Here is a 17038-nt window from a genome sequence, read left to right on the forward strand (position 1 = left end):
GCATTGCCGCCGTCTTTTCCCCTTTTTGGTGAATGAATCTTCACAAAGTAATGATGGCAACAACCAAATCAGGTCACGGGGAGGTTTCCCGTATGCTCGGGTTGCAATATTTTAGCTTTAACGACTTATGGAGTCCGCTTATATTGGCTTTATTTCTAATCATTGCTGCGGCTTATCTGGTGCTTGTGGGACCGTTAAGCGAACAAATAAAGGATGCAGAGCCTGCGACTGCTGCACAGAAAATCATGTTTATTACAGGACTGTTTGTCCTGTATCTGGCTCAAGCTGGACCATTTAATCTGCTTGGTCACGTGATGTTTAGCTTCCACATGGTAAGTATGGCGTTCTCCTATCTGGTAGCTCCGCCGCTGATGATGAAAGGTTTGCCGATCTGGGTATGGCGCAGAATCGTGCGCTGGTTGCCTACACGACAGCTATCGTTCCTGGCTCATCCGATCGTTGCGGCAGTACTCTTTAACGGGCTGTTCTCGCTGTATCACCTACCGATTGTACATGATTACGTCATGCTGAATTTTACCGTTCACCGGTTGTATTATATTGCGCTGTTCATCACCTCGATGCTCATGTGGTGGACATTGCTGAATCCGTTGCCAGAAGGCAGACAAGCATCGGGGTTATCCAAGATTGGTTTTATTTTTCTGAATATGGTACTGCTCACGCCTGCGTGTGGATTGATTATTTTTGCGGCCGAGCCGTTGTATCAGACGTACAGCAACCCGGCAGTATGGGCTGAAGCAATGCGGTATTGTGTGTCTGGAGATTCTACGGCGTTACTTCGCTCATTCGGTGGGCCTGCGTTCTTCAACTTCCTGTCTTCTGCGAAAGAAGATCAGCAGGTCGGTGGCATTGTCATGAAGTTTATTCAGGAAGGAATCTTTGCCTCGATGCTGGCTTATGTCTTTTTCCAATGGTATCGGAAAGAGAAGCAGGAAGATGATGATGATTCGTATCCTGCAGGGGGCGCAGGAGGGCCGCTCAATCCGGCTGCCAAATAATGAAGTAATGTTCTGACAAGAGGGGGAACACACGATGGATATGTATTTTTGGCTACCAACGATCAGTACTTCTTTCATTGTGATTAGTGCAGTACTGGTGGGGATTGGATGGGTACTGATTATTCGGGGGAAACGTGAGGCTCATCAGTCCGCCATGGTAGCAGGTGCGATTGCAGCTCTAATCTTCTTTGTGATCTATATGTCTCGTACAGTGTTCGTGGGCAATACGGCTTGGGGCGGGGACCCGGATCTGGAGATCTTTTATCGGATATTTCTGATCTTTCATATTATCCTGGCTACCGTGGCAGCGATATTTGGCATCTCCACACTGGTGCTGGGGTTCAAAAAGAAGTTCGGAAAACATCGCCGCTGGGGTAAGTTCACGTCCATGATCTGGTTCGGGTCAGCGCTAACAGGTGTTGTCGTGTATGTTCTTCTATATCTCTTATATCCTGGTGGTCATACACGTCCGGTATGGGAAGTTATCCTCGGCGTATAAAAGTTGAGATATAACCTCCTGTTACTTGGGCGGCGTCACTACTCTCTTCTGAAAATATGAAAATGGACGAATCTAGCAGATCATTCGTCCACGCTTCCTCTCTCATTCATTCATAGAATGAGTTCGAGAGGGGGAAACAAAATGAAAAAAACAGTCAACGTCAGTCAAACGTATCCACGTCTTACCGTGTATTCAGAAGAGAACTACAGAGGGAGAAGCCGCATCTATCGTGGCAACACGGGTCTTCGTAACCTGGACAATATTTTGGATGGGGTGGAGAGCCTGCGCTTTTTCTCAACAAGTTCCAATGCAACACTGGTTGTGTTTACACGTCCTAACTTCCAAGGTGGATTCCGAGTCTTCCGAGGCAACACCAACTTGAGAGATTTGGATGATCTGATCCGTGGCAATGACGTGGAATCCCTGATCTCCACCAATCAACGGTTAACGCTGGCTCAGATTCGCGCAATCCGCAGGGATCGCAGTCTGCCTAGTGGCTATAACCTCGTTTAATCGTAAGGCCTCTTCTTCTAACAGGTGCTAGAGAGCGGCAAAGGGCTGTACCCGAATTGTGTTTACACAATAACAGGTACAGCCCTTCTTTTGTGATTGGGAAATGATGTTTAATCCCCGCCACCCCCACTGTCTCCGCCGCCACTATCCCCACTGCTGTCATTGCTGCTACCACTATCGCTGTTGTGATGAGAATGTGTGCCTCCTGAAGAATCTGAATCATGATGTTTGTGATCCGGTGTGTGTCTAGCATGTCGATCGTAGGAGTCATCTCCCATAATGACCGGATATCCCGAAGCAGAGTCGGTATAACCGTTGTTACGGCGGATGCGGTGTCTGCCTTTTTTGGCAGAATGACGATGAGGCTCATCCCGGAGGACCAACCAGATTACGACGATAAGGAAAAGGAGGACAAATCCGATCTCTATCAGCCAATCCATAGCTGTAACCTTCCTTTCTATGATTCGTTACTATAATTTATTTTAACGTAAATTCGTACTGTGTCCCATCCCGTCTTCCTGATTCAGGAAAATTAGGGGTTGACGGGATGAGAAATAGGTCTGTATACTGTGTATATTGATATATACAGTAATCACAGTAAGCAACATGAGTGAATGACAGGTGAAAGGCAGGCATGCATATGAACGAATGGAAGCAGGCGTGGTGGTTGACCCGCAGCCAGATGAGTAAGGATAGGCTCCAATGGCTATGGTCTGCATTATTCATGATATACACTGGCGGTATGAGCGGTGTGATGTTTTTAGGACAACAACAGACAGATATTATTAATCCAGTAGTGGATTCCTTCTTTTTAATCATGTTGCCATTTCAAGGGTTTATGTTCTGCAGGCGCTCCTTCCGTTACATACAGGAAGATTCTTATACGCAGATGCTGGCCTACTATCGTAGAATTCCCATTCCTGAACAAGTGGTGATGTGGTCCAGGCTACAGCAGTCTCTGATGGCGTTTACGTACAATGGAATCTTTTTCTACGGATCGTTATACGTGGTTAACCTTCATGCCGAAGGATTCCGATGGGATCAGTATCTGGCCTTTAGCCTTACCTGTACAGGTTATGGCCTTTTGGTAACAGGGTTCTATATTTACGGAGAGTTTCTGAACAGTGGCAAGAAATACTTGCTTCTCAGTATGCTTTTTATACCATTCGCCATTGGCATATCCATACTGATTCGAATATCAGGCAGTTACGGATTGCGGATTGTAATGGATGGAAGTAAATCATGGGGGCTGCTTTCCCCGATCATGTGGATTTCTCTGGTGGCTGGCGTAGCGGGATTATGGCTGTCTAGTCGTTTTACGCTGAAGAAGCTGGTTCATCGGGATTTGAATTAAAATGAGAATTGAGCTTATGTACGAATACAGGATGAAACCGGCACGGTCAGGTAACAGACTGGAGTGTACCGGAGGGCGAGGTGCAAGATGTGAAAATACCCATTCAAATTAATGAAAATAGCGCTGAACCTTTATACCACCAAATTGAAAATCAGTTAAGATCGTTAATTATTACGGGTCAGTTGGGGGAGGGAACACATTTGCCGTCCATTCGTGAGTTCGCCGGAGCACTGAATTGCAGTGTTATTACGGTTAGACGGGTCTATCAGGATCTGGAGAATGAAGGCTTGCTTCGTACGAAGCAGGGGACAGGTACATTTGTGGCCCAGGTAGAAGCCGGTGACAGAGAAAATTATAGATTAAAGGCCGCACAGGAAGCGATGCAGGCAGCGGTGCAGTCCGGGAAATCGGTAGGCTGTACGGAAGAAGAGATGGAGAGCCTATTCCGGGAAGTCCTGAAGGCTATTTACGTGAAGTAAGGGAGTGATTCATACGTGGAACCCATAGCAATCCAGTTGAACGGCGTATCCAAAATGCGAAAACGCAGAGTTATTGGCCCAATTGATCTGACCATCCCGGAAGGGTATATAGTGGCTATTCTCGGTCACAATGGTTCAGGCAAAAGCACCCTTCTTAACATGTTACAGCAAGTGGTGCTGCCAGATGCTGGGCAGATTATATGGTTTGGTCAGGAACATGATGGGCCACTTCCCATTGAACTGAGACAACAGATTGGTTTTGTGGCAGATAACGCTGGTTCAGAAGAGAACCGGATAACAGCACAAGAAGCGGCCCATTTCCGGGCGTACTGGTACCCGCGTTGGGATATGAAGTTGTTCGACCAACTGATTCAGGATATGGAAGTACCTGTTGATGTGAAGCTGAACAAGATGTCCAAGGGAGAAAGGCGAAAATTTGAGATTGCAGCTGCAATTGCAGCTCGCCCAAGACTACTGCTTTTGGATGAGCCTTCATCAGGATTGGACCCTTTTGCCTGGAAAGTGATGGTTGAGCAGTTCCGTACCTTCATGGCGGGGGGAGACACCACGATTCTGATTGCCACACATATTGCAGACGAAGTCAAAAGGCTTGCGGATTACATCGTATTGATGCACCGTGGTCAGTCACTGGGGATGGCCGAGAAAGATATGGTGCTCGATCAGTGGAAAGAAGTCTGGTATGAAGGAGATTTAAGGCCAGAAAGTATTCCTGGTGTTGTGGAATCTTCTATAGAAGAGGGAGGTCTGGTTCGCGTAATTACAACCCGGGTCAGCGAGGCGCAGGAAAGGCTGGAGCTGTCCAATAACCGGGTATTGAGAATCCGTAACTTGGAATTGGATGAAGTGCTGGCATTCTGGATTGCCGGGTATGCACCCGTACAGTGGAAATAACCGAAGGGAGACGATAAATGATGAACCGATTGGAATTGAAGCAAGTCGTCAAGCAATATGCAGACAAAACAGCCGTTAATGGAGTCACGCTCAATGTAAAAGAGGGGGAGATTTACGGACTGCTCGGAGCCAATGGTGCAGGTAAAACAACCACAATGCGTATGGTGCTCGGACTGATTCACCCGGACGGAGGGAATATCCTGTACAACGGCAAGCCCTATAATACGGAGCTGCAACAGATTATGGGTTATCTTCCGGAAGAGCGCGGATTGTACCCGAAGGTGAAAGTCAGCGAACAGATTAATTATCTGGCACGACTTCGTGGCATGAATGGTAAGGACGCAGATCAGAGCCTCAAGTACTGGCTGAATCGGTTTGAGGTACCTGAGTATTACGATAAGAAGATCGAGGAGTTATCCAAAGGTAATCAGCAGAAAATGGGCTTTATCGCGGCTGTAGTGCATAGACCGCAGATTCTCATTCTGGATGAAGCGTTCAGTGGACTGGATCCTGTGAACGTGGAATTACTCAAGTCCACCGTCAAGGAATTGCGTGATGAAGGCACGGCCATTCTGTTCTCAACACACCGTATGGAGCACGTTGAAGAGTTGTGTCGTCAGATCACCATTCTGCATCGTTCCAACACGGTGGTACAAGGAGAGATCAAGGAGATCAAGAGCCGGTATCCGCGTGAACAGGTATTCCTGGGTACGATTGGTAGTGTGGAAGGACTTGAACAGTTGTCTGGTGTGAAGAAAGTCGAGCGGAATGAGCGTGGGTACCTGATACATATTAGTCAGGTGGAAGCGGCTCAAGAGATTCTGAGAACAGCCATGACTCAGACGACAGTGGAACACTTTGAACTGAAGGAACCAACGCTTAACCAAATCTTTATTCGTGAGGTAGGTGAGTCGAATGAATAAAATGGGAACGATTACGGGTTTTACATTCAAAAACAAAGTTAAAACGAAATCATTCATGGTAACGACCATTGTACTTGCACTTTTAATTTCAATCGGACTCAATGTCCCGTATTTCATTACCTTATTTAATGGGGGTTCCATTGGTGGAGCTTCAAGCAGTAATCCTGTAAATATTGGTCTTTTGAGTACAGGGCAGCCTGAAGTTTCCGAGAAACTGGAGAGCTTCTCTGCGGCTCAAGGAGATCAGGCCTATCGATTCATTGCCAGTGGTGACAAAGATGAGGCTGCTCTTGCGGCGGATGTGGAAGCAGGGCTTACCGATGGTTATCTGAAGTTTGAAGCTGTTTCCGGGCAAGAGTTCCCGCAGCCCATTCTATATTCAGCAGATGACGTATCACCTCAGATCATTGCATCTATTGAAGCGGCATTACAGAGTGTGAAGCTGGATGTGGTTGTGAAGGATGTACTCACAGCGGAGCAGAAGGAACTGATTACAACACCTGTGAAGCTCACCGAGCAAAGTTTGAGTACAGATGAGAGCGGAGCAGGTACTGAGTCTGAAGGTAAAATGAGCCCGATTAACTATATTGTGGTGTACTTGCTGATCATCCTGCTGTTTACCTCAACGATGATGACAGGTAACATGATTGCCTCTGAGATCACAGCTGAGAAGAGCTCACGTATTATGGAGATTCTGATTACGAGTGTATCACCGCTCAGTCAGATGTTTGGTAAAATCATCGGGATTTTCATGGTGGGGATGCTGCAAATCGGGATCTTCGGAGCGGTGGTTGCCGGAAATATCTTGTTGCCGCATAACCGTGCAGTATTAGGTGATTTCAATATGAGTGTAAGTGATGTGAATATTGCGGTTATTGTGTACGGACTCATATTCTACATTCTGGGTTACTTCCTGTATGCCGTGTTGTTTGCTGCCATTGGTTCAATGGTAAGCCGTACTGAAGAACTCGGTCAGGCTGTTCTGCCGATTACGATGTTGTCGCTTGTTTCCTTCTATATTGCGATCTTCAGTATTTCTACGCCGAACATTCTGTTGTTGAAGATCGCAAGCTTCATTCCATTCACGTCGCCGACCGCGATTCTGGTACGAATCGGTGCAGGAGTTGCGCCAACTTGGGAGATTCTAACGTCCTTAGCGATTCTCATCGTATCCATTATCATCTTCGGATGGCTTGCAGCCAAAATCTATCGCACAGGTGTGTTGATGTACGGTAAACGCCCAACCTTTAAGGAATTGTTTAAAGCCATGAAGGCATATAAGATCTAGGTTGAGTGTTTTTTAATAAAATGTGTGTTGTCGCAAATAGAGATATGCGTATTTATCCATAAATACGCATATCTCTATTTTAAATTAGCTTGTAGCCATTGGTGGCCAATTTAATGTTGAACGCGCTACATGTTGTTTAATGGTGTTCGATACAAACAGTCAAGAACGAATAATTACTTAGAAGTTATATTTAATTTGGGATGGTTGATTTTTGTATAAACAAGCTAAATTACATTCCGTAGGTCGAATTGACAATAAGTTAAGTAAATTACCTTTGTTTGTTACTAAATTTATTGAAAGTAAGAAGCATAGACTTTTAATTGGCTGATTACAGAGAAATTTACCACAGTTCAACAAAGAACAGAAATTGAATTATCCATGCTAGAAATATTAACGATATGTGAAAAAGAAAGCTTCCTTTGGAACGATAATCTAAGAAAAATTAAAAGGACATAAGAGGGCTATAATCTATAAAGCTTTATTTTAGGGTTGACAATATATAAAATTTCAAACAAAATACATGCTATAGCATGTATTAAATTCATATGCATAAATTTATGAAAGAGGGGTAGATATGTTCATTTTTATCACAGTTTTACAGGTTCTATTAGGTGTTTTTTTCCTTTTTACAGGAAGCAAAATTATTTCCGGTAAAATGGCCAATGAGTTTAAACGTTTTGGACTGCCATCGTTCTTTAATGTTTTGACTGGTTCGTTCGAGATTGTGGGGGCAGCTGGTATGATCGTTGGCATCTGGATGCCTGTCGCAGCAATTTTAGCTGGCTTGCTTCTAGCCGGAACAATGCTTGCTGGAGCGTTTACTTTAATAGTCTTAGCTAAAGATCCGATTCAGAAGGCCATTCCAGCACTCATTTTGTTCATACTTAGCTTGATTGTATCCATGTATCATTTTTTCTAAACGAAATTAACGAATTTTTGACGGATTTCATGTGTAACCTTTGAGAGATCGACTATATTTGATTTAAGAAAATGATAAATGAGGGTACTGCAATGGACTTATATAATATTACCGGCTTCTTGATCCATCGTACAGATGTCAAGCTTACAAACTATTTTACGAAACAATTAAAGCCCTACAAGGTGACACCGGAGCAGTGGAGCATTATCTCCTGTCTTGATATGGATAAAGCTATGACTCAAAAAGAGCTGGCGGAGGCCATCGATCGGGATCAAACAACGGTAGTGAGAATGATACATTCTTTAGAACGCAAGGGCATGGTTCGACGTATTGTTCATGATCAAGATAAGCGCTCACATTATTTATATTTGTCCTCTAAAGGTCAAGAAGTTAAAGGAAAGCTGTTGTTAACAGTTAAAAACGCGCATGACTATGTTACACGAGGTTTGGAACACGATGAATTAAATCAGTTAAAAACGATATTAGATAAACTGTACCGAAATGTGCAAGAAGATTAGTTAGACTCTATACCAGAGGATGAATCATGACAACTACATGCCGAAGCACAAAATTTGTGAGATTCTTTCCGAATGAAGCAGCAAGAATAAGGATCCAGCTTCTACTTACTTTAGAAGGAGCTATCAGAAATATATGGTCGAATATCATCGTTCACTGGATATTTAATTCCATCAATTCGATTATCCCAGCAATATTTTTAGTTGTACTCAAGCTGATAGGAGCTGCTTGATGTTTTCCTGAACATATTACTAGAGAAAGAAGGGGAGGGAAGATCACTGGATTATGATTCTAACTGGTTTTGAGATAGCGGCAATTCACATACGATTAAGTATTTATGTTTCTGTACAAAAATAGAAGACGGAATGATTTTAATTTAAATGAATAAAGTATTCTAAAATGAGACTATTATCTAATACTAGATAGTGGTCTTTTTGCTATGTATAATTAAGATAAAATATCGCAAAAATCCGTATACATTATCATGTATGAAGATGCAAAATGAGTTTTGCGCTTTTTCCTACTTATCATGAAAATATGTCCTGATAGATAAGCTTTATTGATGACTTTTTCTCACTAATTATGATAAGTGGTGTGCTGTGTCGGTGGTCATATTAAATCGAGTTCAGGAGAGGGTCGATGATCATGCAGCAGTTAAAAGGGTTCTATATACAGTTTTTGAGGGAACCTCTGTGGTTTAAAGCATTGATCGATCCTGACTACACTACTACTTTCAAATTGTATTTAGCAGTTCAGCCTTTTCACAGCAGGGCAACTACCAAAGCATCTCTAAATTAGCTATCACTATTTTCTTCGTCGCATTTGGAGTGAAGCTGTGGGGCAATCCGAAGGTTTCTATAGCCTTTTTTTTCCTAGCGCTGATAAGTATCTATTTATCATGGAATAGCTTTGGCTTTGCGAATATGTTGCATTGAACCTGTATGTTGGTTTCGTTTTTATTGTTTCTTATCTAATGAGAGTAATGAAGGGAGAAAGTGCGCTCCGTTTTGGAGTGGCACCAATTCCCATCTTTAACCGTAGTATCTAAGTATGTCTATTCTATTAAAAATTGGATTGGCAACTATATTCAATAAAGGAGATTACATAATATGAAGAATTGGAAACGCATGCTCTTATCTCTTACCATCTCAGTAGGTTTGCTTGCATCTGCAGTGCCAGCTATGGCTGCTCCACAAGGAACTTCCGTCAAGGTTAATGACCAAGCTGTGAAATATGCTACAGGAGCGCCAATCCTGGAGAAAGGTACAACATTGGTTCCACTGCGGACTACGCTGGATGCTATGGATGTGAAGCTAACAACTGCAACAGATGATACGATCACGGCTGTAGTAAATGGCAAAACGATTACACTCAAAAGCAAGCTTACACGTATCAACGGTGTAACGTATGCGCCAATCCGCATCGTTGGTGATGCAGCAGGTTACGAAGTTCGCTGGGATGTTGCAACGCGCACGGTGCTGTTGGTATCCAAAGGTGGAGCAACCGAAACTGCTCAAACCGGTGGACGCGGATTCATGTGGGAAGTTGAGAGCAATGGCAACACGATCTATCTGGTAGGGTCCATGCATATTGCGGATGAGAGCTTCTATCCACTGCGTCCGGAGTTTGAAGAAGCCTTTGCGGAAGCTGACTATCTCGGGGTAGAGATTGATATTAGCAAAGCCGCTGATGAAGAGCAGCAAAATCTGGTTCTAAGTCTGGGTTCGTATCAAGATGGAACAACACTGAAAGACCACATCTCCAGTGAAACGTATACTAAGCTGGGTGATGTATTGAAGAAAAATGGTCTGGAGTCTAACGCCTTGGATGCATTTAAGCCTTGGGTAGTAGAGAGCACACTTGCAAGTTTGAAGTCCACAACGGCAGGATACGAAGCGTCAGCAGGAGTGGATCTGTATTTCATCCAGAAAGCGATCGAGCGCAAACTTCCAGTTATTGAGTTGGAGAGTTATCAATCTCAACTTGGCATGTTTAACGACTTTTCCAAAGAAACACAAGAGGAAACACTGAAAGCGACAATCGAAAACTTCGACGTGTTGGATAACAGTGTGAAAGAAATGGCTGAGATGTGGAAAACGGGTAATGACGAGCAACTGCTTGAACTGACAAACAGCTTCTCCACTAACGAGGAATATAACAAAGCAATGCTGGTTGATCGTAACATTGGTATGGCGGACAAAATCGATGGTTACTTGAAAAACGGCAAAGGTGAGGAGTATTTCATTGTTGTTGGTGCGGCACACTACTTGGGCGATCATGGCATCGTGAAACTGCTTGAGGATAAAGGATATAAAGTAGAACGGAAATAAATATAGATTACTATAGAAGGTAACCCTTTCGTCTCGAATATGAGAGTTGAGAGGGTTGCCTTCTTACTATATAGAAGAAAGACAGATTTAAATAAAGAAGATTAAGCTGCAGGATAATAAAATTGAACCTGAGAGTTCATGGTAGATTGAAGGTCCTTAATATGGTTAGATCGTGGATTTGATAAGTTTTGAAATTAACTCTTTACAAGTGTGTGTTCTACATGGTATATTCTATTTCCGGCCAAAAAAACACGAGATACACGGTGCGGCAAGCGAATGAAATAAGCTTCGAAAGAAACTTAAAAAAAGAGCTTGCAAAGTTGGTTCGGACATGATATTATATAAGAGTTGCTGAAGAGAACAACATTCGGTAACAAAATAAGTTTGATCTTTGAAAACTGAACAACGAGTGAGTAAACATTCTGCTTGCAGAATGAACGCGAAAGTTTGAGACAAGCCTTGGCTTGGATCGACTGGAGCACAAATGAGATTTTTAATCTCGTCAGATTCAAAATGAGCTTATCGCTCTTTTCAATACTTTATTGGAGAGTTTGATCCTGGCTCAGGACGAACGCTGGCGGCATGCCTAATACATGCAAGTCGAGCGGACTTGAAGAGAAGCTTGCTTCTCTGATGGTTAGCGGCGGACGGGTGAGTAACACGTAGGCAACCTGCCCTCAAGTTTGGGACAACTACCGGAAACGGTAGCTAATACCGAATAATTGTTTTCTTCGCCTGAAGAGAACTGGAAAGACGGAGCAATCTGTCACTTGGGGATGGGCCTGCGGCGCATTAGCTAGTTGGTGAGGTAACGGCTCACCAAGGCGACGATGCGTAGCCGACCTGAGAGGGTGATCGGCCACACTGGGACTGAGACACGGCCCAGACTCCTACGGGAGGCAGCAGTAGGGAATCTTCCGCAATGGGCGAAAGCCTGACGGAGCAATGCCGCGTGAGTGATGAAGGTTTTCGGATCGTAAAGCTCTGTTGCCAGGGAAGAACGCTTGGGAGAGTAACTGCTCTCAAGGTGACGGTACCTGAGAAGAAAGCCCCGGCTAACTACGTGCCAGCAGCCGCGGTAATACGTAGGGGGCAAGCGTTGTCCGGAATTATTGGGCGTAAAGCGCGCGCAGGCGGTCATTTAAGTCTGGTGTTTAATCCCGGGGCTCAACCCCGGATCGCACTGGAAACTGGGTGACTTGAGTGCAGAAGAGGAGAGTGGAATTCCACGTGTAGCGGTGAAATGCGTAGATATGTGGAGGAACACCAGTGGCGAAGGCGACTCTCTGGGCTGTAACTGACGCTGAGGCGCGAAAGCGTGGGGAGCAAACAGGATTAGATACCCTGGTAGTCCACGCCGTAAACGATGAGTGCTAGGTGTTAGGGGTTTCGATACCCTTGGTGCCGAAGTTAACACATTAAGCACTCCGCCTGGGGAGTACGGTCGCAAGACTGAAACTCAAAGGAATTGACGGGGACCCGCACAAGCAGTGGAGTATGTGGTTTAATTCGAAGCAACGCGAAGAACCTTACCAGGTCTTGACATCTGAATGACCGGTGCAGAGATGTACCTTTTCTTCGGAACATTCAAGACAGGTGGTGCATGGTTGTCGTCAGCTCGTGTCGTGAGATGTTGGGTTAAGTCCCGCAACGAGCGCAACCCTTATATTTAGTTGCCAGCACTTCGGGTGGGCACTCTAGATAGACTGCCGGTGACAAACCGGAGGAAGGTGGGGATGACGTCAAATCATCATGCCCCTTATGACCTGGGCTACACACGTACTACAATGGCCGGTACAACGGGCTGCGAAATCGCGAGATGGAGCCAATCCCAACAAAGCCGGTCTCAGTTCGGATTGCAGGCTGCAACTCGCCTGCATGAAGTCGGAATTGCTAGTAATCGCGGATCAGCATGCCGCGGTGAATACGTTCCCGGGTCTTGTACACACCGCCCGTCACACCACGAGAGTTTATAACACCCGAAGTCGGTGGGGTAACCGCAAGGAGCCAGCCGCCGAAGGTGGGATAGATGATTGGGGTGAAGTCGTAACAAGGTAGCCGTATCGGAAGGTGCGGCTGGATCACCTCCTTTCTATGGAGAATCGTTTCCTGCAACGGAAACATTCAAATAAGCAGGTTCTTAGAACCTGCAACAGCGATTCATTTCGGTCCGTCACTTCGGTGTGGATGAAATGAAGAGCACAAACTACTCACTCGTTGTTCGGTTTTGAGAGCTCAAACTCTCAAAACAGCTTGCTTTTGCATGGAGCTTGTTCTTTGAAAACTAGATATCGAAACGAAACAAACGCGAATTAGAACATTCCTTTAAGCTGATCTTGTGTAAACAAGTGAAGTGTTTTTATAAGGTAGATTGCACGTACGATGGTATCGAATGGGAGCGACTTTTGGCTTTGCGCAAGCAAAACAAGGGAAGCGAGCAGTCGAAACCGGAGCACGAGGTTAAGCTACTAAGAGCACACGGAGGATGCCTAGGCGCTAGGAGCCGATGAAGGACGTGGCGAACAACGAAACTGCCTCGGGGAGCTGTAAGCAAGCTTTGATCCGGGGGTGTCCGAATGGGGAAACCCAGCTGGGGTAATTTCCAGTTACTCATAACTGAATACATAGGTTGTGTAGAGGCATACCAGGGGAACTGAAACATCTAAGTACCCTGAGGAAGAGAAAACAATAGTGATTCCGTCAGTAGCGGCGAGCGAACGCGGAGAAGCCCAAACCAGAGAGCTTGCTCTTTGGGGTTGTGGGACGTCTCACATGGAGTTACAAAGGAACCGGTTAAGCGAAGAGGTCTGGAAAGGCCCGCCAAAGAAGGTAAAAGCCCTGTAGTTGAAAGTCTGTTCCCTCCGAGACGGATCCCGAGTAGTGCGGGGCACGTGAAACCCCGTATGAATCCGGCAGGACCATCTGCCAAGGCTAAATACTTCCTAGCGACCGATAGTGAAGCAGTACCGTGAGGGAAAGGTGAAAAGCACCCCGGAAGGGGAGTGAAATAGAACCTGAAACCGTGTGCTTACAAAAAGTCAGAGCCCGTTTTAGGGGTGATGGCGTGCCTTTTGTAGAATGAACCGGCGAGTTACGTTCCCGTGCAAGGTTAAGGTGAAGAGCCGGAGCCGCAGCGAAAGCGAGTCTGAATAGGGCGACTTAGTACGTGGACGTAGACCCGAAACCGGGTGATCTACCCCTGTCCAGGGTGAAGGTGCGGTAACACGCACTGGAGGCCCGAACCCACGCATGTTGAAAAATGCGGGGATGAGGTGGGGGTAGCGGAGAAATTCCAATCGAACTCGGAGATAGCTGGTTCTCCCCGAAATAGCTTTAGGGCTAGCCTCGGAAAACAGAGTCGTGGAGGTAGAGCACTGATTGGGTGCGGGGCCCGCAAGGGTTACCAAGCTCAGTCAAACTCCGAATGCCATAGACTTACTTCCGGGAGTCAGACAGTGAGTGCTAAGATCCATTGTCAAAAGGGAAACAGCCCAGACCATCAGCTAAGGTCCCCAAGTGTGTGTTAAGTGGGAAAGGATGTGGAGTTGCACAGACAACCAGGATGTTGGCTTAGAAGCAGCCATCATTGAAAGAGTGCGTAATAGCTCACTGGTCGAGTGACTCTGCGCCGAAAATGTAACGGGGCTAAACACACCACCGAAGCTATGGCTTGATGCTTTGCATCAGGGGTAGGGGAGCGTTGTATAAGGGTTGAAGGTGTACCGTAAGGAGCGCTGGACATTATACAAGTGAGAATGCCGGTATGAGTAACGAAAAGATCAGTGAGAATCTGATCCGCCGAAAGCCTAAGGGTTCCTGAGGAAGGCTCGTCCGCTCAGGGTAAGTCGGGACCTAAGGCGAGGCCGAAAGGCGTAGTCGAAGGACAACAGGTCGAAATTCCTGTACCACCGTAAGCCGTTATGAGCAATGGGGGGACGCAGTAGGGTAGTGACGCGGACTGATGGATGTCCGTCTAAGCAGTAAGGCTGATGTGTAGGCAAATCCGCACATTGTAAGGCTGAGCTGTGATGGGGAGCGAAAATTATAGTAGCGAAGGTCATGATCTCACACTGCCAAGAAAAGCCTCTAGCCAGGTGATGGTGCCCGTACCGCAAACCGACACAGGTAGGCGAGAAGAGTATTCTAAGGCGCGCGGAAGAACTCTCGTTAAGGAACTCGGCAAAATGACCCCGTAACTTCGGGAGAAGGGGTGCCCCGGTAGTGTGAATAGCACGAGGGGGCCGCAGTGAAAAGGCCCAAGCGACTGTTTAGCAAAAACACAGGTCTGTGCGAAGCCGTAAGGCGAAGTATACGGGCTGACGCCTGCCCGGTGCTGGAAGGTTAAGGGGAGTGGTTAGGGAGCAATCCCGAAGCTGTGAACCGAAGCCCCAGTAAACGGCGGCCGTAACTATAACGGTCCTAAGGTAGCGAAATTCCTTGTCAGGTAAATTCTGACCCGCACGAATGGCGTAACGACTTGGGCGCTGTCTCAACGAGAGATCCGGTGAAATTTTAATACCTGTGAAGATGCAGGTTACCCGCGACAAGACGGAAAGACCCCATGGAGCTTTACTGCAGCTTGATATTGAATTTGGGTACGATCTGTACAGGATAGGTGGGAGCCTTTGAAGTGTGAGCGCCAGCTTGCATGGAGGCAACGTTGGGATACCACCCTGATCGTATCTAGGTTCTAACCTGGTACCGTAATCCGGTGCGGGGACAGTGTCAGGTGGGCAGTTTGACTGGGGCGGTCGCCTCCTAAAGAGTAACGGAGGCGCCCAAAGGTTCCCTCAGAATGGTTGGAAATCATTCGAAGAGTGCAAAGGCATAAGGGAGCTTGACTGCGAGACCTACAAGTCGAGCAGGGACGAAAGTCGGGCTTAGTGATCCGGTGGTACCGCATGGAAGGGCCATCGCTCAACGGATAAAAGCTACCCTGGGGATAACAGGCTTATCTCCCCCAAGAGTCCACATCGACGGGGAGGTTTGGCACCTCGATGTCGGCTCATCGCATCCTGGGGCTGAAGTAGGTCCCAAGGGTTGGGCTGTTCGCCCATTAAAGCGGTACGCGAGCTGGGTTCAGAACGTCGTGAGACAGTTCGGTCCCTATCTGTCGTGGGCGTAGGAAATTTGAGAGGAGCTGTCCTTAGTACGAGAGGACCGGGATGGACGTACCGCTGGTGTACCAGTTGTTCCGCCAGGAGCACCGCTGGGTAGCTATGTACGGACGGGATAAACGCTGAAAGCATCTAAGCGTGAAGCCCCCCTCAAGATGAGATTTCCCAGTATGTAAGACCCCTTGAAGACGACGAGGTAGATAGGCTGGGGGTGGAAGTGCAGCAATGCATGGAGCTGACCAGTACTAATCGGTCGAGGGCTTATCCAATAGCAAGTTGTCATTCGCATGTTTCGTTTCGAATCTAGTTTTCAGAGAACGATCTCTGAATGTAAGCTAAGCTATGCGTTTGGTGGCGATGGCGGAGGGGTTCCACACGTACCCATCCCGAACACGACCGTTAAGCCCTCTAGCGCCGATGGTACTTGGACCGCAGGGTCCTGGGAGAGTAGGACGCCGCCAAGCAATAGGAAGACACACTTGATGATATCGAGTGTGTCTTTTTGTTTTACTATTTTACACTGGCAAACAACTAACTTACAGATGAGACGAAATTAAGATTCTTCACTTATATGAAGACTTCCAATATTATTGATCAGACTATTAATGCTGGTAGGTATATTTCCATCTGTTCGACTTCTTATTCTTAGCTCCTTCAGCAACCTTTCAGTTGAATTTAACGTACGTTTCAGTGGGATAGGGTATAGTGAAGCTAAGTAAAGAGGGGGGAAATCATAATGAATATATCTTCTACAGCCAGCTCCACTACATCATACATATCGACATCTTCGAGTTCGGACAATTCAAGCAGCTTGGAGAAACAAAAGATGAAGCTTGAGGCTCAGCTGGAGAAAGTGCAATCCAGCAAGGACGATGAACAGACTAAGGAGACAAAGACCAAACAGCTTCAACAGCAGATCAAACAGATTGAGAACCAGATTGCACAGCAAAGCTCTCAAGGAGCCGGTACAACTGCTACGAAGGAGGCTCCACCTGCCCAACCACCATCCAATGGAATGGGAGTAGCTACCCCTAAGGAGATTGCAAACGCAACGACAGATAGCAATGGTCGATTTGATATACGCATCTAATGACATCTGATTAGGATAAAACAAAGCCCTGACCGATCTATATTGATCGTGCAGGGCTTTATTAATTTGTTTATTAGATTAT

Annotated in this window: 13 protein-coding genes and 3 rRNA genes; 15 read left to right on the forward strand and 1 reads right to left on the reverse strand. The window is 46.1% G+C overall.

What is annotated here, in order from left to right; genetic code table 11:
* The first annotated feature begins 92 nt into the window (after positions 1–92).
* The 3 genes from ctaG (at position 93) to MKY01_RS03175 (ending at position 2028) form a co-directional block, all read left to right on the forward strand.
* The gene (ctaG, locus tag MKY01_RS03165; RefSeq protein ID WP_127551107.1) at positions 93–1016 is read left to right on the forward strand and encodes a cytochrome c oxidase assembly factor CtaG; all 924 of its coding nucleotides are present in this window, start codon (positions 93–95) and stop codon (positions 1014–1016) included.
* A 34-nt stretch (positions 1017–1050) separates the two neighbouring features.
* Entirely contained in the window at positions 1051–1515 is a 465-nt protein-coding gene (locus tag MKY01_RS03170; RefSeq protein ID WP_074093349.1) for a DUF420 domain-containing protein, read from the forward strand.
* Between the two features lie 141 nt (positions 1516–1656).
* Positions 1657–2028, forward strand: coding sequence for a hypothetical protein (locus MKY01_RS03175; RefSeq protein ID WP_036613171.1), 372 nt, complete (start codon positions 1657–1659; stop codon positions 2026–2028).
* A gap of 110 nt (positions 2029–2138) precedes the next feature.
* Here the strand turns inward: MKY01_RS03175 and MKY01_RS03180 are convergent, their stop codons facing one another.
* The gene (locus tag MKY01_RS03180) at positions 2139–2468 is read right to left on the reverse strand and encodes a hypothetical protein (protein WP_339285323.1); all 330 of its coding nucleotides are present in this window, start codon (positions 2466–2468) and stop codon (positions 2139–2141) included.
* 200 nt (positions 2469–2668) lie between these two features.
* On the opposite strand from MKY01_RS03180, the gene MKY01_RS03185 reads away from it, so the two are divergent.
* The 12 genes from MKY01_RS03185 (at position 2669) to MKY01_RS03240 (ending at position 16956) form a co-directional block, all read left to right on the forward strand.
* On the forward strand, positions 2669–3382 hold the full coding sequence (locus MKY01_RS03185; protein WP_047840453.1) for a hypothetical protein: 714 nt from the start codon (positions 2669–2671) through the stop codon (positions 3380–3382).
* A gap of 89 nt (positions 3383–3471) precedes the next feature.
* A complete protein-coding gene (locus MKY01_RS03190; protein ID WP_036613231.1) occupies positions 3472–3861 on the forward strand; it encodes a GntR family transcriptional regulator in 390 nt (129 codons plus the stop codon).
* Between the two features lie 15 nt (positions 3862–3876).
* Positions 3877–4773: an ABC transporter ATP-binding protein gene (locus tag MKY01_RS03195; RefSeq protein WP_047840261.1), complete on the forward strand. Its 897-nt coding sequence runs from the start codon at positions 3877–3879 to the stop codon at positions 4771–4773.
* 20 nt (positions 4774–4793) lie between these two features.
* A complete protein-coding gene (locus tag MKY01_RS03200; protein ID WP_036668607.1) occupies positions 4794–5696 on the forward strand; it encodes an ATP-binding cassette domain-containing protein in 903 nt (300 codons plus the stop codon).
* Positions 5689–6984 (forward strand): ABC transporter permease, encoded by a 1296-nt coding sequence (locus MKY01_RS03205; protein WP_282319515.1) that lies wholly within the window; start codon positions 5689–5691, stop codon positions 6982–6984. Before MKY01_RS03200 ends, MKY01_RS03205 begins: the two co-directional genes overlap by 8 nt.
* A 574-nt stretch (positions 6985–7558) precedes the next feature.
* On the forward strand, positions 7559–7903 hold the full coding sequence (locus MKY01_RS03210) for a DoxX family protein (RefSeq protein WP_036613160.1): 345 nt from the start codon (positions 7559–7561) through the stop codon (positions 7901–7903).
* A 92-nt stretch (positions 7904–7995) separates the two neighbouring features.
* Positions 7996–8421 carry a MarR family transcriptional regulator gene (locus MKY01_RS03215; protein WP_127551101.1) on the forward strand — a complete coding sequence of 142 codons (426 nt, stop codon included), beginning with the start codon at positions 7996–7998 and terminating at the stop codon, positions 8419–8421.
* A 1107-nt stretch (positions 8422–9528) separates the two neighbouring features.
* On the forward strand, positions 9529–10749 hold the full coding sequence (locus MKY01_RS03220) for a TraB/GumN family protein (protein ID WP_127551099.1): 1221 nt from the start codon (positions 9529–9531) through the stop codon (positions 10747–10749).
* 539 nt (positions 10750–11288) lie between these two features.
* A 16S ribosomal RNA gene (locus MKY01_RS03225) occupies positions 11289–12841 on the forward strand.
* Positions 12842–13207: 366 nt separating this feature from the next.
* Positions 13208–16135: ribosomal RNA gene (locus MKY01_RS03230) — 23S ribosomal RNA — on the forward strand.
* 78 nt (positions 16136–16213) lie between these two features.
* Positions 16214–16330 (forward strand): 5S ribosomal RNA (rrf, locus tag MKY01_RS03235).
* Together the 16S, 23S and 5S rRNA genes form the textbook arrangement of a ribosomal RNA operon.
* Positions 16331–16602: 272 nt before the next feature.
* Complete coding sequence (locus MKY01_RS03240) at positions 16603–16956, forward strand: FlxA-like family protein (protein WP_339285325.1); 354 nt, start codon at positions 16603–16605, stop codon at positions 16954–16956.
* Positions 16957–17038 lie beyond the last annotated feature (82 nt).

This window comes from Paenibacillus sp. FSL R5-0486 (genome assembly GCF_037975155.1).
Classification (GTDB): domain Bacteria; phylum Bacillota; class Bacilli; order Paenibacillales; family Paenibacillaceae; genus Paenibacillus; species Paenibacillus amylolyticus.